General features: G+C 72.2%; 13 protein-coding genes. 5 read left to right on the top strand and 8 right to left on the bottom strand.

Annotated features, from left to right (window positions below; all coding sequences use genetic code 11):
• Positions 1-578 precede the first annotated feature (578 nt).
• The 7 genes from KUM40_RS13570 to KUM40_RS13540 all read right to left on the bottom strand — a co-directional run bounded on the left by KUM40_RS13570 (position 579) and on the right by KUM40_RS13540 (position 11,952).
• The gene (locus KUM40_RS13570; protein WP_217166091.1) at positions 579-4,016 is read right to left on the bottom strand and encodes a phosphocholine-specific phospholipase C; all 3,438 of its coding nucleotides are present in this window, start codon (positions 4,014-4,016) and stop codon (positions 579-581) included.
• Between the two features lie 205 nt (positions 4,017-4,221).
• Positions 4,222-5,661 (bottom strand): discoidin domain-containing protein, encoded by a 1,440-nt coding sequence (locus tag KUM40_RS13565; RefSeq protein WP_254395063.1) that lies wholly within the window; start codon positions 5,659-5,661, stop codon positions 4,222-4,224.
• A complete protein-coding gene (locus KUM40_RS13560; RefSeq protein WP_217166089.1) occupies positions 5,630-7,018 on the bottom strand; it encodes a beta-N-acetylhexosaminidase in 1,389 nt (462 codons plus the stop codon). Before KUM40_RS13560 ends, KUM40_RS13565 begins: the two co-directional genes overlap by 32 nt.
• A gap of 200 nt (positions 7,019-7,218) precedes the next feature.
• On the bottom strand, positions 7,219-8,178 hold the full coding sequence (locus KUM40_RS13555) for a dihydrodipicolinate synthase family protein (RefSeq protein ID WP_217166088.1): 960 nt from the start codon (positions 8,176-8,178) through the stop codon (positions 7,219-7,221).
• 77 nt (positions 8,179-8,255) lie between these two features.
• Complete coding sequence (locus tag KUM40_RS13550) at positions 8,256-9,749, bottom strand: exo-alpha-sialidase (RefSeq protein WP_217166087.1); 1,494 nt, start codon at positions 9,747-9,749, stop codon at positions 8,256-8,258.
• A gap of 26 nt (positions 9,750-9,775) precedes the next feature.
• Positions 9,776-10,789: an acetylxylan esterase gene (locus KUM40_RS13545; RefSeq protein WP_217166086.1), complete on the bottom strand. Its 1,014-nt coding sequence runs from the start codon at positions 10,787-10,789 to the stop codon at positions 9,776-9,778.
• Between the two features lie 443 nt (positions 10,790-11,232).
• A complete protein-coding gene (locus tag KUM40_RS13540) occupies positions 11,233-11,952 on the bottom strand; it encodes a FadR/GntR family transcriptional regulator (protein WP_217166458.1) in 720 nt (239 codons plus the stop codon).
• A 193-nt stretch (positions 11,953-12,145) separates the two neighbouring features.
• Between KUM40_RS13540 and KUM40_RS13535 the strand changes: the two genes are divergently transcribed.
• The 4 genes from KUM40_RS13535 to KUM40_RS13520 all read left to right on the top strand — a co-directional run bounded on the left by KUM40_RS13535 (position 12,146) and on the right by KUM40_RS13520 (position 17,799).
• Positions 12,146-13,744 carry an ABC transporter substrate-binding protein gene (locus tag KUM40_RS13535; protein ID WP_217166085.1) on the top strand — a complete coding sequence of 533 codons (1,599 nt, stop codon included), beginning with the start codon at positions 12,146-12,148 and terminating at the stop codon, positions 13,742-13,744.
• 82 nt (positions 13,745-13,826) lie between these two features.
• The gene (locus KUM40_RS13530; protein WP_217166084.1) at positions 13,827-14,777 is read left to right on the top strand and encodes an ABC transporter permease; all 951 of its coding nucleotides are present in this window, start codon (positions 13,827-13,829) and stop codon (positions 14,775-14,777) included.
• Positions 14,777-16,768, top strand: a complete 1,992-nt coding sequence (locus KUM40_RS13525; protein WP_217166083.1) for a dipeptide/oligopeptide/nickel ABC transporter permease/ATP-binding protein — start codon at positions 14,777-14,779, stop codon at positions 16,766-16,768. The genes KUM40_RS13530 and KUM40_RS13525 overlap by 1 nt, the downstream gene beginning before the upstream one ends.
• Positions 16,769-16,818: 50 nt before the next feature.
• Positions 16,819-17,799, top strand: a complete 981-nt coding sequence (locus KUM40_RS13520; protein ID WP_217166457.1) for an ABC transporter ATP-binding protein — start codon at positions 16,819-16,821, stop codon at positions 17,797-17,799.
• Between the two features lie 362 nt (positions 17,800-18,161).
• On the opposite strand, the gene KUM40_RS42410 is transcribed toward KUM40_RS13520, so the two are convergent.
• On the bottom strand, positions 18,162-18,482 hold the full coding sequence (locus tag KUM40_RS42410) for a D-arabinono-1,4-lactone oxidase (protein ID WP_217166082.1): 321 nt from the start codon (positions 18,480-18,482) through the stop codon (positions 18,162-18,164).
• Between the two features lie 600 nt (positions 18,483-19,082).
• On the opposite strand from KUM40_RS42410, the gene KUM40_RS13510 reads away from it, so the two are divergent.
• The gene (locus tag KUM40_RS13510) at positions 19,083-19,685 is read left to right on the top strand and encodes a TetR/AcrR family transcriptional regulator (RefSeq protein WP_217166081.1); all 603 of its coding nucleotides are present in this window, start codon (positions 19,083-19,085) and stop codon (positions 19,683-19,685) included.
• The last annotated feature ends 40 nt before the right edge of the window (positions 19,686-19,725 follow it).

Here is a 19,725-nt window from a genome sequence, read left to right as displayed (position 1 = left end):
GCGTCGCCCTCGGACCGTCGCAAGTGGGGCAGGAGACCGGAGCCGATGCGCATCGACCGCACTGTCGTCGCCGTCTTCCTCGTCGGCGGGCGTTCCGGTCGGCGAGCGCTGTGGACTCGGCGCTCACGCCCCGACCACCCCAAGCGTGCGGGCTGCGACGGGTCGGGGCACGGGTCTCCGCGCCCGCCCCCGAGCAGACCGGTCCGGCACCGTCGCGGGCGGCGGGACTCCCCGGGCACTGCCGCCGGGCGCGGGGCGGCACCTTCCCGGTGGCTGCCGGGGCCGGGCCCTCAGGCCCGTGCCAACAGCGTCTCGTGCGACGCCGGGGCCCGCCCGCCCCGACCGCGCGCACGCCGGTTCCGCCCCCTCTGCACAGCACGGCGGCACTGGCCGACACCGCCCGCTCGGCCGGACGGCCCGGCACCCCGCGCTCGCGCCGCCCCCGCCCAGGCACGCCGCACTCGGCACCCCGCGCTCGGCACCCGGCACGCGCCGACACCGCCCGTTCTGCCGGACGGCCCGGCGTCCGGCGTCCGGCGTCCGGCGTCCGGCGTCCGGCGTCCGGCACAGCCTCCCGTTCAGGCGTCGTCGACCGGGGCAGTGGCCACGCGGACGTTGTCGATCGCCCAGTACCAGTTGTTCCCGGCGTTGAAGAGCCGGAAGGCCGCCTTCGCCGAGGTGGCGCCCGCAGGGACGGGGCAGGAGAGCCGGACGAGGCGGTTCTCCTGGTCCCTGCCCAGGTTGTCGTTGCCGGAGGTGGCACCGCTGTAGTGGAGCAGCCGCACCTTGTCGCCGGAGTCGAACTCGACCGTGACCTCGGCCTCCTGCGGGCTCTCCTGCCGGTAGTGGGAGTCGAAGACGAGGTGCAGGGTGGCGGTGCCGGACGGGACGGTCACCGCCGGGCCGGTCAGGGTCGAGTCGAAGCGGCCCCGGCCCGCCGGACCGCCGGTGTCGTCCCAGTCGTCGCTGTCGGCGACGGCGACGACGCCGAGCGCCCGGGTGAAGTCGGGGCGGTTCTGTCCGGCGGGGAACCAGAACTGCTTGGTCATGAGCGTCCAGCCCTGCAGTTCCCGCGTGCCCTGCGGCATGTCTGGAGCGTTGGTGACCGTCCAGCCCTCGGGGAGGGTCCGGGTCCAGCCGAGCAGACCGGGGCGGTCGAGGTCGGCGGCCGGGGCGAGCTTCGGGGCGGCGGGCTCGAAGTCCTCCGCGAGAAGGTGACCGGACATGAGGGGGCCGGTCATGACGGAGAGGGACGCGGGTACCTCCGCGACACCGCCGCCGTGCCGCCCCCTGACGGTCACCCCGAGTGTGTCGACGACACGCGTCGCGGTGACGGGCGCGACGACGTTCCAGGCCAGGATCGCCTCCGAGCGGGCCGGAACGGATGTGGGCGGGGTCCCGTCGGGGGCAGCCGTCCAGCCGTCGGGGAGGACCGGCGTGGCGGAGAGGCCGGTGAGGGGGGTGGTGCCGGCGTTGGTGACGGTGGCCGTCACCAACGCCGGCCGCCCCGGCGACAGGACGGCGCCGTCGGTGCCGGGCGAGCTCCCCGGACCGGTCAGCGCGACGCTCAGGACCGGCCCCACCTTCACCCGTACCCGGGCGTCGGCGAGTCTGAGCAGCCCCGCGCCCTGCGCGTGCGCGGCGACGGCGAGTCGACCGGCGGTGGCGTCCCGGGCGGGCGTGACCGTGAAGCGCACGTCGGCCGAGTCGCCGGCTCCGAGGGCCCCGGGGGCGGTGCCGACGCGTTCCACCGTCCAGCCGGAGGGGGCCGTCAGGGCGGCGACGAGCCCTTCGAGCCGGTGCCTGCCCTCATTGCGCACGGTGACCACAACGTCGGTCGGGTTGCCCTGCGCGAACGGCGTGTCCAGGGAGGCCGGTGGTTCGGGCAGGCCGATCTTCGCGGTCAGTTCCGGGGCGGTGCCGGTCGCCGGGTCGGTGACGCCGCGGCGGCCGTGTGACCGGCGGCCGGTCATGCGACGCAGGAAGGCCGGGTCGTCCCGGTCGACGACCACGATGTCGTACCAGCCGTGGTCCGGCAGGCGCAGTCGCACCGTGCGGGAGGCTCCGGGCCGCAGGGTGACGGTGCGCGGGCGGTCCCCGTGCCGGTGGGCGTGGACCGATTCGCCGACGAGGAGTCTGCGGGTCTTCGCGGAGGGATTGGAGCAGACGATCCGCATGTGGCCGCCCGCCTGGTGCTCGGAGAGATGTGCCTCGGCGCCGACGCCCCTGCCGCGCAGCTCCCACACGGACCAGCCCGGACCGTGCACCTGGAGGTCGTAGCCGTCGGCGCCGTACTCGACCGTGTGGCGGGCTCGTCCGCGCGCGGGCACAGTCCAGGTGCTCGGGGCGTCGCCGTCACCGGGGTAGGCACTGAACCAGGCAGCGGTGGGGCCCGCGTTGCCGAACCGCAGGCGGACGTCGGTAGGGGTCACCTCGGTGCTCAGGGACGGCCGGTACGGCAGGGGGCGGGTCGGGCGGACGCCGGTCTCCTGTTCGGGCCGGGACTGGTCCTTCGGCGGTGCGGGGTTCCAGCGGCCGACCGCGTCCGGCACCGGTCCGGGCTGCTCGACCTCGGGCTGCCGGTGGGCGTGGTGGAAGTCGAAGGCCGCGGTCAGGTCGCCGAACACGCTCCGGCGCCAGGCGCTGATGTTGGGCTCGCGCACGCCGGTCCACTCCTCCAGGAACCGGAGGACCGAGGTGTGGTCGAACGCCCGGGAGCTGACGAATCCGCCCACCGTCCAGGGCGACACGATGGTCATCGGTACCCGTGGGCCGGGGCCGACGGGCCTGCCCTCCGTCCAGTCGTCGTCGTTGCCGGAGGCGGGACGCGGCGCGACCGGGGCGGGTACGTGGTCGAAGTAGCCGTCGTTCTCGTCGAAGTTGATGAGCAGCACCGTCTTCGACCAGGTGTCGGGGTCGCTCGCCACGGCGTCGAGGAGGTCGTAGACCAGGTTGGCGCTGCCCACCGGGGTGGAGCTGCTGGGGTGTTCGGACAGTGCCGCCGTCGGAACGACCCAACTCACCGCGGGGAGTGTGCCGTTGGCTATGTCGGAGCGGATCCGCCGGACGAGGGTGTCGGGCTCGGAGCGGTGGGCGCCGCGCAGGAACAGACTCCGCTCGGCCTCGGTCAGGGCGTCGACGCCCCGCTGGAACTCGGCGAGCGCGGCCTCGCGCTGCTCGGGGCTGCGGTCCCACAGGCTGTCGTAGAACTCCTCGGTGGTGCGGAATCGGCCACCGGCCCTGGAGAGGATCTTCCGGCCGATCTCCTTCCAGGGCCGGAAGTACTCCACCGCGTTGTCGGTGAAGTTGTCCCACTCCTGGTAGATCTGCCAGGAGACACCGGCGGCCTCCAGGCGTTCCGGGTACGTCGTCCAGGTGTAGCCGGCGTGGTCGTGGTCGTAGGCGGCGTTGGTGACGGCTCGGCCGCTGCCGTCCGGTTCTTGGCCGGTGGTGCCGGTCCACAGGTAGTTGCGGTTGGGGTTGGTCGAGCCGTAGACCGAGCAGAAGTAGGAGTCGCAGAGGGTGAAGCGGTCGGCGAGTTCGTACTGGAGCGGGATGTCACGCCGGTCGTAGAAGGCCATGGTGCTCTGGGTCTTGGCGGCCACCCAGTCGTTCCACCAGCCGTCGGCACGGGCCTGGACGGCGTCCGGGAAGCCGTGCGGGAGCGAACCCAGGTACTGGATGTCGCCCTCGGGTCGGCCCGCGTCGAAGGCCGCCCCGCGGGCCGAGAAGGGCAGCACCTCGCCGCCGCCCGCCCGCGGCTGCCGGAAGACGTCGCCCCCCGAGGGCAGGCGCAGGGGCGTACGGTCGCCGAAGCCGCGTACTCCCTTGAGCGTGCCGAAGTAGTTGTCGAAGGAGCGATTCTCCTGCATCAGCACGATCACGTGCTCGACGGCACGGAGCCCGCCGCGCGGCATCGGCGCGGCCATCGCGCGGTGCAGCGAAGGGGGCAGGAGGGAGAGAGTGGCGCCACCGGCGAGAGTGCCGAGGACCTGGCGGCGGGAGACACGGGACATGCCGGGGACGCTACGGGCTTGTACCGCACGGCATAACCCCGCGAGGCGGCTCTTCGCCGACCGTTCACCGCACGGCGCCGAACGTTCCGCCGCCCGCACGCCGGCGGCCCGGTCGCGGCCCCGGCCCGGAGGTACGGCGGAGCACGGGGCGCCGTCCGGTCGGCGCCCCGCTCACCGGGCCACGCGGCGCGGCCGCCGCGTCGGATCACACGGGGCGGCCCCCGACGTTCAGTTCCGCGGCTCCGGCGAAGGCGTTGCCGGCATGGGAGCCGAGGCCGGTGAGGCGTACATAGCGGCCGCGTTGGACGTCGAACTCGACGTTCTGCGGCGTGAGCGCCTCGGTGAACGAACCCTCGGCCACCCGCGTCCAGGTGGTGCCGTCGTCGGACACCTCGATCCGGCAGTCCTTGATCCGGCCGTTGCGGGAGTTCTGCCGCTGCACGTACTGCAGGCCGGTGACGTCGTACCGCTTCCCCAGGTCCAGGGTGATGTGGTGCGGGAAGTCCGGTGCGGCGCCCGCCCACCGGGTGTGCCAGAACGTGCTCGGGTCGCCGTCGAGGGCGTTCACCGCGGCGGCGTCCTCGCCCGCGGTCTCCTCGCTGTCGACGTCGTGGACGCGCAGCGTGGACTGGTCGACGAGATCGGGCAGCGGACGCACCTCGGAGTCGACCGACACGGACCGGTGCGCCTCGCGGTCGCCCTGGACGGCGCTGAACTCGCGTACGCCGTCGTAGGTTCCGGCCGGGACGACACCGTGCCGGTCGAACGCGCCGGAGGCGTCCGCACGCACCGTGTAGGCGGTCCGGCCGTCGACGCGGATCTCGACGTACCCGGGTGCGAAGCCGGCCAGCTTCAACGGCACCCAGGTCCCCGCCTTCACCTCGCCCGGCATCGACAGCTCCGGAGCGGCAGCCGGGGCGGGGGTCTCGGCGCGGGGGCGGACCGGGCGGACGCGGACGGAGACCGGGTCTCCCACCGACGGGGTCAGTACGCAGGTGGTGGGACGGGTGAACGACGCGTTCACACCCGCGGTGTAGACACCGGCGGCGTGCAGGGAGTCACGTGCCCTGCTCCGGGTGAACGTCACCGGCAGGTCCCGCTCACCGCAGGCCGCCGTCGCGGTCAGCGGCTCGGACAGCGCGCCGGCCGAGGCGGGGTCGCCGTCGGTCGACACCGTGTCCGGGACGATCCGGGTGCCGTCCTCGGAGACCTTGGTGCCGGGGGCGGCGACGCGACCCAGACCGACCCGGGACGTCACCGCGCGCGGCGCGGTCGCGTCGGTGCCGGCGACCGTGGCGGCCCACTCGGCCCCCGGGCTCTCGTAGAAGTTGGCGCCGGCCACGGTGAGGTGTGTGCCCAGCCGGGCGAGCCGCTCACCGAAGTCGCCGACGTCCTTGTGGTCCTTGGGCGTCCAGCCGGTCTCCAGGATCGCGGCGGCGCGCGGCAGCGTGAGGAACTCCGCCTGGTCGCCGCCCCGTACCGTCTCCGACCACAGCGCGCCCTCGACGCCGAGCACGCCGGACTCGGGGACTCCCCCGGAGACGGCGGTCGTCGGACCCCAGGCGTATTGACATCCTCGCCTGCATGAGTGCAGGCGATTCCGGTCAGCACCGCTACGCGGTGCTCCCTCGGGTTCCTGCTTCATCGGCCTCTGCCGCCCCGAGGGGTGGTCTTACGTGGTCTCCACAGGCTTGACGTCCCGCCAGTCCGGCGGTAGGTCCGCCAACTACGTTGTCGGACAAGGCGACTTTAGCAGTGGTGCTGCGGCCCTCCGGGCCGCTGGGGCAGAGATGCCCCTCACCTCCACCCTGAAGGGTGGAGCACTGGGCAAGTGTTCGGTAGCGTTCGTGGCCCATGGCGTGGGACTCGTCACCGCCGATGTGTACGTAGGGGCCGCCGGTCATCTCGGCGAGCTGCCGGAAGACGTGCTTGACGAACGTGTACGTGAGGTCATGGCGCTCGTCGAGGGCCGAGTACCCCACGTCGCCGCTGCCGTTCCAGTCGACGACGCCGGTGGCGGGGTCGGGGGCGGGCAGCGACCGGTCGGTGTTGAGCTGCGGGATCGCGTGCAGGGCGGCGTTGGTGTGGCTCGGCACGTCGACCTCGGGGACGACGGTGACGAACCGTTCCTTCGCGTAGGCGACGATGTCGCGGTACTGCTCCTGCGTGTAGTAGCCGGTGCGGCCCAGCTCGTCGCGGTGGCCGCGCTGGTTCATGGCGGTCGCGCCGGACTCGCGGTGCAGGGCGGTGTAGTCGATCGGGTCGCCCGGCTCCTTGCCGTCGTTGGTGATCTCGATCCGCCAGCCCTGGTCGTCGGCGAGGTGCAGGTGCAGCACGCTCATCTTCATCCGGGACAGGGTGTCGATGGAGCGTTTGACCTCGTCGACGTCCTGGAACGACCGGGCCACGTCGAGCATCACGCCCCGGTAGGAGAAACGGGGCGCGTCCTCGATGTGCGTGGCGGGTACCCGCCAGTCGGTGACGACCGGGGTCGCGGAGGCGGCCCAGGCGGGCAGCAGTTGACGCAGCGTCTGGACACCGTTGAAGGCGCCGTGCGCGGTGCGCGCGGTGATCGAGACACCGCGGCTGTTCACGTCCAGGACGTACGACTCGGCGGTGGGCGCCGCTCCGTCGACGGTGTAGTCGGCCTTCGGATCCACCGTGAGGCGAACGGCGTTGCCGTGTCCGTGGCTTCGTACCGGCACCCGGAAGCCGGTCGCCCGGCGGAGCTGCGCGGCGAACCGTTCGCCGACGTCGGCGGTTTCGCCGCGGGCGACGACCTTGAGGGTCGGGCGCAGCACGAACGGCTGCTCGTCGGCGTCCTGTTGGACCAGGACCGGGCGTGGGACGAGGGCGGTTCCGCCGGACGCCGGGTCGGCCGGGGTCTCTTGCGCGCCGGCCGACGGCGCGGTCAGCAGGCCGACGAAGGTCGCGAGAACCGCCGCGAACAGGAGATGCGGTCTGCGACGCAGGGGCGGTACGGGGCTTCTCTTCTTCCGCAATCGCACTGGGACTCCTCATCGGGGCATCACTGGTGCTTGCATATGCGCGAAGAGCGCTTATTTCTTGCAGAATTACGCACCATAGCGGCGCGACCCCAAGTGGTCTAGACCCTGCGTTCCCGCTCGACGCCCGCATCGTCCTCGCCGCCCGCCGCGGGCGGCGAGGACGGTGTCGTCGGCCCCCGGCCGGGGGCCGCTCGTCAGCGGACGGTGAGCAGCCCGGCGCCGCGCAGGTGCCGCTCGACGTGGGCGACGGAGTCCTCGCCCAGTTGGATCTGCGGGGCGGCGGTGGTGCCGTGGGTGAACACCCCGAGCAGCCGCAGCGCGTGCTTGAAGGCGCCGATGGACGAGGAGTTGCGGCCCATCTCGCTCTCCGGGCCCGCGTCGACGAGGCCGAACAGCTCGACTAGCCGCTCCTGTTCCTTGACGGCGCCGTCCAGGTCGCCGCCGCGCACGGCGTCGTAGAGGCGGACGTAACCGGCCGGGTCGACGTTGCCGAGGCCGGGTACCACGCCGTCGGCGCCTGCCAGCAGGGCGGCGTCCACGGTGAGTTCGGAGCCGGTGAGGATGCTGAAGGAGGGTGCGGGGCCGTCGGCGCGGCCGTGGCGTCCGCCGAGTTCGACGAGGAGCCTGCGCAGGCCGCCCTCGTCGCCGCTGCTGTCCTTGAGCCCGGCGAGCGTGCCGTCCTCGGCGAGTTCCCGTACCAGGGAGGTGGAGAGCTTGCTGTGCACGGAGACGGGGAGATCGTAGGCGAACAGCGGCAGGTCGGCGCGCTCGCGCAGGGTGCGGAAGTGCCGGGCGATCTCGACGGGGTGGGTGCGGGCGTAGAACGGGGCGGTGGCCACCAGCGCGTCCGCTCCCGCTGCGAGCGCGGTGCGGGCGTGTTCGACGACGCGGGGGGTGGTCATGTCGATGACGCCCGCGAGCACGGGGACGCGGCCGGCGGCGGCCTCGACGACCGTGTCGAGGGCGACGGCCCGCTGCCGGTCGGTGAGGAAGGCGACCTCGCTGCTGGAGCCCAGCGCGAACAGGCCGTGCACTCCCCCGCCCACGAGGTGGTCGACGAGCCGGGCGAGCGACGCCGTATCCACCTCGCCCTCCGCGTCGAGCGGGGTGCAGACGGGCGGGACGACGCCGCGAAGAGGCTGGGACCAGGACATGGGAACTCCAGGTTGTGCGTGGGTGGAACGGAAGGGCGACCGGGGCCGCCCGACGGCGGGCGGCCCCGGCTGTGGTGCTACGGGGCGGTGATGGTCAACGTGGCGTCGCCGTAGGCGTGCTGCCGGCCGCGGACCTGGTAGTCGGCGGTCGCCTCGACGCTCCCGGCGGCAGCGGTCGCGGGCACGGTCACGGGCACCTTCACGGTGGCCCCCTGGCCGGGGTTGAGCGCGGGAACGGAGACGGCCGGGGCGCTGTAACCGGCGGGCAGCTTCAGCGAGACCGAACCGGCGGGCAGCTTCACGTCGTTCTGGCTGACGACGCGGACGGCGACCTCCGTGTTGGCACCGGCCGTCAGTCCGGTGGGCGGCGTGACGGTGACCGGTGCGCAGACGCCGCCGAGCCACACCAGGTCGAAGGACGAGTAGGTGATGTGCTGGTAGTTGTCGCGCTCCCAGAGCAGTCCCATGCGCGCGTTGGCGGCGGTGCCGTCGCTGAGCGGGGTGAGCGTCGAGTAGGCGGCGGAACCGGCCTCGACGGTCTTGCGGATCGGCCAGTTCTGTCCGTTGTCGCAGGACAGGCGGACGGTGAGGTTGCTGCGGCTGTTGGCCGTCGCGGTGTTGCTGAACATCAGCCAGGAGGCACGCGGGTGGGAGGCGGGCAGGTCGGGCGCGAAGCGGGTGATCGAGCCGTTGTTCGCCGGGTCGGGCAGCTCGGTGTCCTGCTGGAAGGGGGTGTAGGTGACGCCGCCGTCGCTGGAGTAGGCGACCGTGCGGTACGGGGTCGAGCGGTTGTTCAGCATGACGCGGCCGTCGGACAGCTCGACGGTCTTGTTCTCGTCGCCGCCTGGACCGACGGGGGTGCCCATCCTCCAGGTGGCGCCGTGGTCGTCGCTGTAGGCGCTGACCGCGTAGTTCTTGCCGTTGTTCCGGATCGCGTACTGCTGGATCAGGCGGCCCTTGTAGGCGCCGTGGCGCAGTTGGATGCCCTCGCCGGACGCGGCGAACATGCCGGCCCAGGCCGGGTTCTTGATGTCGGCGGTGATCCGCTCGTGCTTCCAGGTGAGACCGTCGTCGTCGGAGTAGCTGTAGTCGGCCTGGAGGACGTCCGGGTCGGACTCGTCGTTGCCGGTGGCCGAGCCGAAGAAGCCCTGGTTCACACCGGCCGCGTAGAAGAGGAAGATGCGGCCGGTGTCGCGGTCGACGAGGAGGCTGGGGTCGCCGTAGCCCTTGGGCGCGGCGTCCTTGCGGACCACCTGCTGCGCCTGCCAGGTGGTTCCGCCGTCGGTGGAGCGTCGGATCATGATGCCGATGTTGCTGGGCAGGTCGGCGAGGGTGGGACGGGCGTCGTAGGCGGCGAGCAGGGTGCCCTCGGTGGTCCTGGTGAGCGCGGGGATGCGGTAGTAGGGCGAGCCGCTGCCGGCCGTCGCCAGGTCCTGCGAGGTGAGGGTGCCGGCGTTCGCCGCGTTCGCAGCGGTGCGGGGGGCGGCGGTGGCGCCCTGGGCGCCGGTCGTGGTGGCGGTCACGACGGCGAGCGCCGCGGCGAGCGTGCCAAGGGTGACTCTTCGCTGCATGGACGGACCTCTTCTCGAGTGTGGGGTCAGACGAGCTGTCGGTCGTGCGGGGTCCCGGCACCGGTGCGGTGTCCGGGGGCAAAGAGGGCGCGCACCCAGTCGAGTTGTTCGCGCCGGTGGTGACCGCCGCCGCCCTCGTGGCCGTTGAACTCGTAGACGCGGACGTCCTTGGGGCCGGCGTAGCGGTGGTAGGCGGCGAAGCAGGTGGAGGGCGGGCAGACGTCGTCCATCATGGCGATGGAGAACAGGGCCGGGGCCGTGGCCCGGGAGGCGAGCACGGCCGCGTCGACGTAGGACAGGGTGCGGAACACGGTGTCGGCGCGGTCGCGGTGCAGGCTCAGGTATGCGGCGATCTCGGTGTAGGGGTTCGTGGCGGAGATCCGGGCCGCGCGGCGGATGTCGCAGAGGAAGGGGACGTCCGGCATGACTCCGGCGAGGTCCGCCACGAGCGAGGCGACCGCGAGGGCGATGCCGCCGCCCTGGCTGACGCCGGTCACCACGATCCGGTCCGGGTCGACGGCCGGGTGGTCCCGGACGGCGTCGACGCACCGCACCGCGTCCGTGATCACTCGGCGGTAGTAGTGGTCCTCGGGGCTCTCGACGCCGCGGGTCAGGAAGCCGGGGACCGAGCCGTGCAGGGTGGCGGTGTCCGGGGTGTCCCCGCCTGCCGCGGACCAGCCCTGGCCGCGGGTGTCCATGATGAAGTGGGCGTATCCGGCGCTCGCCCACAGCAGTTGCTCGTGCGCGGGGCCGCGGCCTCTCCCGTAGCCGAGGAACTCTACGACGCAGCCGAGGGGTTCACTCGCCCGGGCGGGCAGGTGCAGCCAGCCGCGTACGGGCTGGCCGTCGAAACCCGGCACGGTGGCGTCGTAGGTCGTCACCTGTGTCAGGCCGGTGTCGACCGGTGCGAAGTGCGGGCGGGCGTCCGTGGCACGTGCCCGGTCGAGCGTCCGGTCCCAGAAGAGGTCGAGGTCGGCCGGCTCGTCGAGCCGGGGCCGCAGCGCCAGGCACTCGTCGAGGGTCAGATCCGTCAGCGGCATGAGAGGGGCCCCGGTGGGTGTGGCGTGCGCGCGGTGCGGCACGGCGGAGTCGACGGGGTGCCCAAGCGACAGACACCCGGTTGACGCCAGACGTCAGATGTCTGGTGTCGAGGGACTCTAAGAGACCCTGCGGCACACGTCAAGACGCTTCCCCGGCGGTTCAGCGCGCTGGGGACGACAGGAGGCCGGGCGGGCACGGCATCGCCCCGGCGGGACGGCGCCGTCGATTCCGGGGCGGTCGCGGCGCCCCGGTGCCCGACGGGACGCCGCGAGCGACGACACGGGCGGAGCACCGGCGCACCTCTGAGCGGGACCTACGGGGCAGTCCTGGCCCAGGACCGATGTGGAGCTGGGACCGACGGGCCGGCCGGGGCGCCGGGACCCGCGGAAGGGCGCGCCCCGACGCCACCCGGGTCACTGCCGCCCGGTCGCTGCCAGACGCGTCACTGCCGGGCGCGCGCCTCCGCGATCCGGTGGCGCACCGGTGCGTAGTGGTCGCTCAGCGCGGCGGCGAACTCGCCGGCGTCGCCGGCCCGCAACGCGTCCACGATGCGCTGGTGGTTCGCGATGGTGGACGCCTCGTGCTCGTGCGTGAACACGTCCAGATGGGGGGCGACGATGACGTAGACGTCCCAGAACGCCGCGGACAACTGGCCGATGAGGTCGTTGCCGAGCGGGGCGACGAGCAGGGCGTGGAAGGAGCGGTCCGCGTCGACGAAACCGTGCCCCTCGCCCGCCTCCGCGTCGCGCATGACGTCGACGTATCCCTGAAGACGGTCGACCTGGTCCCCGGCGAGGGACGCGACGAGGCGCTCGGCCATCCCGCGTTCGAAGAGCTCGCGCACCTCGATGAGGTCCGACATGACCTGGAAGTCGTCGTCGGGGCTCAGCAGTCCGCGGAAGGTGAGACTCTCCACCAGTGCGGACAGGCTCAGCCGTCCGACGTAGGTGCCGTGCCCGTGCCGGACCTCGACGATGTCCAGCGCGGTGAGGATCCTGATGGCCTCGCGCACACTGGAGCGGCTCGCGCCGAGGGCCTCACACAGGGCGGTCTCCGTGGGCAGCGGGTCGCCGGGGCGGAGCCTGTTGCTCAGGATGTGTGTCTTGATGCCGTCGACGACCTCCTGCCTGAGCGGCTGGCGCGCCGACTTGGGCGCCGGCATGACCGGCTTCACGGCCCCTTGTTCCACCGCCACCTCTTGACCCCTCTCCTCGGTCGGACTACCTTCCCACACTATCAACGCGTCGGACATCATACGTCTGACGCACGATCTATGAGGCTTTGACCACACTCACTGCCGAATCGGCCACGTCTCTGGTCATCCTTAGTCACCTTCTGTCCGTCTGGAGGACTCCTTGCCCTCGCGCAGCGCAGCCGGCGTCGATCGCCGCACCTTTCTGAGATACACGAGCGCCATCGGTGTGACGACCGCGATCACCACCGGCCTGACGGCCTGTGGCGGCCCCGCGTCCAACGGCGACGGCGCGAAGGGCTCCGGCGGCAGTGGCGCCGGCACCATCGAGGCCGGCCTGTCCTACGCCCTGTCCACGGGCTTCGACCCGATGATCACCTCCGGTGCCACGCCGTACGCGGCGAACATGCACATCTTCGAGGGGCTGGTCGACCTCGACCCGGCCACCCTCGTCGCGCGGCCCACGCTGGCCACGGAGATGCCGAAGAAGATCAACGCGACGACGTACCGCGCCACGCTGCGCAAGGGCGCGACCTTCCACGACGGCTCCGCGGTCACCGCCGAGGACGTCGTGTTCAGCTTCGAGCGCGTCCTGGACCCGAAGAACGCCTCCCTGATGGCGCAGTTCGTGCCCTTCATCGACACCGTCAAGGCGGTCGACACCGGCACGGTCGAGTTCAAGCTCAAGAGCCCCTTCGCGCTCTTCCCCTCCCGCATATCCGTCGTACGGATCGTGCCGAAGAAGATCGTCGAGAAGGACGTGAAGGGCTTCGACGCCGAGCCGGTCGGTTCGGGCCCGTACAAGTTCGTCTCGGCGGTCCGCGAGGACAAGATCGTGATGACGAAGCACGACAAGTACAACGGTCCGCACCCCGCCAAGGCCCAGAAGATGGTCTGGCGCCTGATGTCGGACCCGTCCGCCCGCGTGAGCGCGCTCAAGTCCGGCCGGGTCCAGGCCATCGAGGACGTCCCGTACATCGACGTCAAGGGCATCACCGGCGAGAACAAGGTCGAGTCCGTCCAGTCGTTCGGGCTGCTCTTCCTCATGTTCAACTGCAAGGACGAGCGGTTCGAGGACAAGCGGGTGCGCCAGGCGCTGCACTACGCCCTGGACACCGAGAAGATCATCGAGACCGCCCTGCTCGGCAACGCCGCACCGGCCACCGGCTACGTGCCGGCGACCCACCCGGACTACCGCAAGGCCTCGACCGTCTACTCCCACGACCTCGCCAAGGCGAAGAAGCTGCTCGCCGAGGCCGGGGCGAAGGACCTCTCCTTCACCCTGATGCTCACCGACACCGGCTGGGTCAAGGACGTCGCGCCGCTGATCAAGGAGAGCTGGGCCGCGATCGGTGTCGACGCCACGCTCGACATCGCCAAGTCCGCGGCCCAGTACGCGAAGGTGGACAAGGGAGACTTCCACGCGCTGGCCGCGCCGGGCGACCCCTCGGTCTTCGGCAACGACGTGGACCTGCTGATGCGCTGGTTCTACTACGGCTTCTGGCCCGAGAAGCGCTACGGGTGGGCGGGCTCCGCCGCGTACAAGAAGACCAAGTCGCTCCTGGACCAGGCGGCGGGCCTGACCGACGAGGCCAAGCGCAAGGAGCTGTGGGGGCAGGTCACCGACCTGGTCGCGGACGAGGCCGCTCTCTATCCGGTGCTGCATCGCAAGCTGCCGACCGGCTGGACCACCGACGCCCTCACCGGGTTCAAGCCGCTGCCCACGACCGGACTGTCCTTCATCGACGTCGGCCGGGCCTGAGCGACGCGCCGCACGACCGCCGGGCCGGCCCCGCGCCTGACACGCGGGGCCGGTCCGGCCTCCAACCTCTAGGAACCTCACGATGGTTGCATTCCTCCGGCTCGCGCTGCGCCGCGTCGCGATGATGCCGGTGATGATTCTCGGTATCGCGCTACTGGTCTTCGTGGTGCTGCAGTTCTCCCCGGTCGACCCCGCGTACAACGCGCTCGGGGACAGCGCGACCCCCGCGGCGCGAGCCGTCTTCGAGGAGGCTCACGGCCTCAACGATCCCCTCCCGGTGCGGTACTTCGCGTTCCTCGGTGATCTCCTCCACGGCGACCTGGGTGTCACCGTGCCGCCCAGCCAGCCGGTCACCGACCGCATCGCCACCGCCTTCCCGCTGACGCTGCAGCTCACCCTGCTCGGTCTCGTGCTGGCCATCGTGCTCGCCCTGGTCCTCGGTGTCACCAGCGCCATGTACCGCGACCGCTGGCCCGACCAGGTCTTCCGGGTCGTGTCGATGGCGGGGATCGCCCTGCCCTCGTTCTGGCTCGGCATCCTGCTCATCCAGCAGTTCGCGCTGAACACCCCGGTCTTCCCGACCGGCGGCTACGTCAACCCGGCGGACTCGTTCACCGGCTGGCTGGAATCCCTCGCGCTGCCCGCGTTCTCCCTGGCGCTGCCGGTCGCGGCCTCCCTGGCCCGCCTCATCCGCACCGCGATGGTCACCGAACTCGACCGCGACTACGTCCGCACCGCCAAGGGCAGCGGCCTGCCGCCGTCCCTCATCATCCGGTCGGTGCTGCGCAACGCCCTGGTCACCCCGATGACCGTGCTCGGCGTCAAGGTCGGCTACCTGCTCAGCGGCGCCGTCGTCATCGAGGCGATCTTCGACCTGCCCGGCATGGGCAAGCTGATCCTCGAAGGCGTCACCGGCGGCGACATCGCCCTCGTGCAGGGCACCGTCATCACCATCGCGGTCGCGTTCCTCGTGGTCAACGTCGTCGTCGACCTGCTCTACCTGCTCGTCAACCCGCGTATCAGGACGGTGTGATGCTCGCCCCACGCTCTCTCGCCGGGCGCCTCGTCGCCAGTCCCGGCGCCCGGCTGCGCCGGCTGCCCCTGTCCTCCAGAATCGCCTTCGGCATCCTTCTGGTCATCGTCCTCGGCGCGCTGTTCGCCCCGCTCCTCACGCAGGACCCGCTCACCACGGGCACCCCGGCCCTGGCACCGGGCGGCGACCACTGGTTCGGCACCGACCGGGCGGGACGCGACGTCTTCGCCCGGGTCGTGCACGGTGCGCGCTACTCCCTGATCATCGGTTTCGGCGCGACCCTGCTCGCCCTGGTCCTCGGCTCCGTGCTCGGCGCGCTGGCGGCGACCTCGCGCAAGCTCGCCGACGAGTCGGTGATGCGCACGCTCGACGTCGTGATGTCCTTCCCGCCGATCGCGCTGGCCGCCGTGCTCGTCGCCGTCTTCGGGCCCAGCATCCCGGTCATCATCTTCACCATCGCCTTCGTCTACTCGCCCTCCCTGGCCCGCGTCGTGCGCGCCAACGTGCTCGAGCAGTACGGCGAGGACTACGTCGCCGCGGAGAAGGTCATCGGGGCCCGGCGCCACTACATCGTGGCCCGGCACGTGGCCGTCAACTGCATGGCTCCGGTCATGGTGTTCGCGACGGTCATGGTGGCCGACTCGATCATCTTCGAGGCGAGCCTGTCCTTCATCGGCGCCGGTGTGCAGGACCCCGACCCGAGCTGGGGCAGTGTGCTGGCCTACGGCCGGCAGATCATGCTGTCCGGCGGCTGGTGGGCCACGTTCTTCCCCGGCGTGTGCGTGCTGATCACCGTGCTCGCCCTGAACATCCTGTCCGAGGGCCTCACCGACGCCGCCGCGTCGCCCGACAAGTCGCGCACCGGCGGCGACGACGCCACCTCCGCCGCCACCGGGTCCGCGGCCAAGGCGCCGGACCAGGGTGACGTGGACGCCGCTCTCGCGGAGCTCGCCGAGCGCCTCTCGCGCGTCGAGCCCGCCGCACGGCCGCTGCCGGCCGACGCGCCGGACCTGCTGGTCGCACGCGACCTGACGATCCGTTTCCCGGACCGCTACGGCGACACCCGTGTCGTGGACGGCATCTCCTTCACCGTCCGGGAGGGCGAGACCCTGGGTCTGGTCGGCGAGTCGGGCTGCGGCAAGTCCATCACCAGCCTCGCGGTCATGGGTCTGCTGGCCCGCAACGCCGAGGTCGAGGGCGAGATCCGCTACCGCGGCCGCGACCTGCTGAAGCTGACGCCGAAGGAGCGCCGGGCGCTGATGGGTCCGGAGATCGCGATGGTCTACCAGGACGCCATGTCGTCCCTGAACCCGTCCGTGCTGATCGGCACCCAGCTCAAGTGGCTCACCTCCCGCGGTGGCACCCGCACCCCCGCCGAGCTCCTCGAACTGGTCGGTCTCTCCGCCGAACGCACCCTGCGCAGCTACCCGCACGAGCTGTCCGGCGGCCAGCGCCAGCGCGTCCTGATCGCGATGGCCCTGTCCCGCGACCCGCGCCTGCTCATCGCCGACGAACCGACGACGGCCCTGGACGTGACCGTGCAGGCGCAGGTCGTCGAGCTGCTGGTGAGGCTGCGTGACGAACTCGGCTTCGCCATGGTCCTGGTCTCGCACGACCTGGCGCTGGTCGGCGACCTCTCCCACCGGATCGCGGTCATGTACGCCGGTCAGGTCGCCGAGGTGGGCGAGACGCGGTCCCTGCTCACCGCACCGGCCCATCATTACAGCCGGGGGCTGCTCGGCTCGGTCGTCTCGCTGGAGTCGGGGGCCGAGCGGCTGCACCAGATCCGCGGTGTCGTACCGGCCCCGAAGGCGTTCGGTCCGGGCTGCCGGTTCGCCTCGCGCTGCGCCGCCGCCACCGACCTGTGCGCCACCACGCCCCCGCCCGCAGTCGACCGGTCCGGCGCGGACGACCACCGGTTCGCCTGCCACCACCCGGCGCCCGCGGCGCAGCCCACGCAGTCCGCACAGCCCCTGGGGAGTACCCGATGAAGACGCTTCACCACACCCCGGAGGACACCGGGGTCCCCGCCGCGGACCCGCTGATCCGGCTCGACGGCATCCACGTACGGCACAAGGCGCGCAGCGGCGGCATCCTGCACCGGGACTCCGTGTACGCCCTGACGGAGGTCTCGCTGGAGGTCCGGCGCGGCGAGATCCTCGGCCTGGTCGGCGAGTCCGGCTGCGGCAAGTCCACGCTGGCCCGCGTGGTCACCGGACTGCAGCGCCCCACCGAGGGACACGTGCACTTCCGGGGCCGGGACCTGTGGACGATGAGCCCGGCCGAACGGCGCGGGGACTTCGGCTCCGCCGTGGGCGTCATCTTCCAGGACGCGTCCACCGCGCTCAACCCCCGGCTGTCGGTGCGCCGCATCCTGCGCGACCCGCTGGACGTGCACCGCCGCGGCACGCGGGAGGCCCGTGAGGCACGCGTCCTGGAGCTCCTCGACCTGGTCGGCCTGCCGGCCCACACGCTGGAGGCGATGCCCGGACAGCTCTCCGGGGGCCAGCGCCAGCGCGTGGCGATCGCCCGCGCCCTCGCGCTGGAGCCGGAGCTGATCGTCGCCGACGAGCCCACCAGCGCCCTGGACGTGTCGGTGCGCGCCCAGATCCTCAATCTCCTGGTGGATCTGCGCGAACGCCTCGGCCTCGGCATGGTGTTCATCTCGCACGACGTCCAGACGGTGCGCTACCTCGCCGACCGGATCGCCGTTCTCTATCTCGGACGGGTCGTGGAGGAGGGCCAGGCCGACCAGGTGGCCGGCCGGTCGCGTCATCCCTACACCACGGCCCTGCTCTCGGCGACGCCGAGCCTGCTGGAGCGGCCCGAGCGGATCGTGCTGCACGGGCCGGTGCCCTCGGCGACCAACCCGCCGCCCGGCTGCCCGTTCAGCACCCGCTGCTGGAAGGCGGACGACGCCTGCTCCACCGGCTTCCCCGCCGGGGAGGACGGCGGCGACGGCCACCAGTGGCACTGTGTGCACCCCGAGGAGCCCTCGCTCCGGGTCTCACCGGATCAGTGACCCCGGCGGGGCCGCATGAGGGGCAGCCGTGCTCGGTCCGGCCGCGGCATCCGCCCGGGGATCACCGGCTCCCGCCGCCTTGACCGGACCTCCGGGTGCGCTGCGCAGGGGCCGAACGTCACCGTCACCGGCCCTGCATGTATGCGGGGCCGGTCGGCAGGTCCGCGACGGAGCGGGCGAACGGACGACGCCGCCTGCCGACCGTGACCGCGGCCCGGGAACCGGGCAGCAGAGTCCCCCTCCGGCTCCGCCCCCGGTTCCGCCCCCGGTTCCGCTCCCGGTCCGGTGTGCGCGGTCCCGTGTGCGCTGTTACACGTGGTGCCTCCAGGACCTGTGCGTCGGCGGGAGAAGGTCCGGCGCGTTCACCGTGCGGCGCCGGCCTGACGGAGGACGCGGTCCAGGTAGGGGCCGGCGAACATCCCGGCCGGGTCGAGGCGGGCGCGCAGAGCGGTGAAGTCCTGGAACCACCTCTCGTGCGGCTTCCGGTGGTACTGGTGGAACGCGATGTGGGCGACATCGCGTTCGTGGGCCAGGGAGAGCCGGATGTCGTAGTCGGCGGCGAACCGGGCGCCGAAAGGGAAGGAATCCGCCTCGCCGTGGGAGTCGACCTGGCACCCGAGTTCGCGCAGGGCATCGACGAGGGTGTCGCGCGGGACGGGGTACTCGCCCTCGCGGAGGCCCACGCTGCGGGCGACGCCGAGACCCGGTGGGCGAGGTCGGTGACGTCGCGGGATCCGCTGAACCGGGACGCGAGACGGGTGATTCCAGAGTCCGCTCCAGCGGCTCCGGCCGGTCGACGTCGCGCCGCGCGTGCAGCGCCACGCACTGGAGGGTGACGGCGGTGATGACGCCCAGGGCGCGAGGGAGACCCCGGCCGCGCGACGAACAGGTCGGGGTAACCGCGTGGCAAAGCAGGCCGCGGTCCGACGGTCGATGTCGCCGAGGATCCCCACCCCAAAGCCGGTCCGATCCCGGCGAGCAGCGGGTTGAGCCTGTGCAGCGGCATCCCGGCCCGCACGGTGACCGGGCCGCTCCCGGTGTCGGCGCGGACCAGTCCGGTCGGTCGGTCCGACCGCAGTCGCCCGCCTTCCGTGACCGCGGTCCCGGAGAACGAGCGCCCCGATCCGATCGCCTTGGGCCTGTCTCCGGTACGCGGCCGCGGCCGCGACGTCCTCGGTGGACGCGGGGGCCACAACCCGGTGTCGGGGAGAATGGCGGCTCGACTCGGTCGGTCGCACCCCGCGACCCCCGGCCACCAGTGCGCACGAGCGAGGAGTCGGCCCATGAACCGGATTGCGGCGAGCGAACGACGCGAGCGGCTGGTCGACGCCGCGATCGCGGTCATGGTGCGGGACGGAGTCCCGGCCGCCACCACACGCGCGATCGTGGCCGAGGCCGACATGTCGCTGGGGTCCTTCCACTACTGCTTCCGTTCCAAGGAGGAGCTGCTCGGCGAGGTCATCGAGGTCATCACCGGCCACACCCTGGAGCGGGCGCTGTCGGAGGTGGTGAGCGACGGCGAACTGGAGGAGCGGCTGTGTCGCGGGATGCGCGCCTACTGGCAGCACGTGGTCGAGGAGCCGGACGAACACCGCCTCACCTACGAACTGACGCAGTACGCCGCGCGGCAGCCCGGCCTCGCCGTCGTCGCGGAGCGGCAGTACCAGACGTATCTCGCGGCCAACACCCGCCTCATCGAGGCACTCACCGACGACGCGGGGAAGCGGCTGGAGTGGAGCGTGCCGGTGCCGGTCCTGGCGCGCTACGTCACCGCGGCGCTCGACGGCGTGACGCTGCTCTACCTCAACGAGGGGAACGCGGCGGCGGCCGGCGAGGCCCTCGACCTCGTCGCCCGGCATGTGGCCGAGCTGGCCCGCCCCGCCTGATCCACGTGCCGATGGCTCAACTGGGACTCTTGACCGGGAC

The organism is Streptomyces sp. AC512_CC834, from assembly GCF_019049325.1.
GTDB lineage: Bacteria > Actinomycetota > Actinomycetes > Streptomycetales > Streptomycetaceae > Streptomyces.
This window is presented reverse-complemented; position numbering and strand designations above follow the sequence as displayed.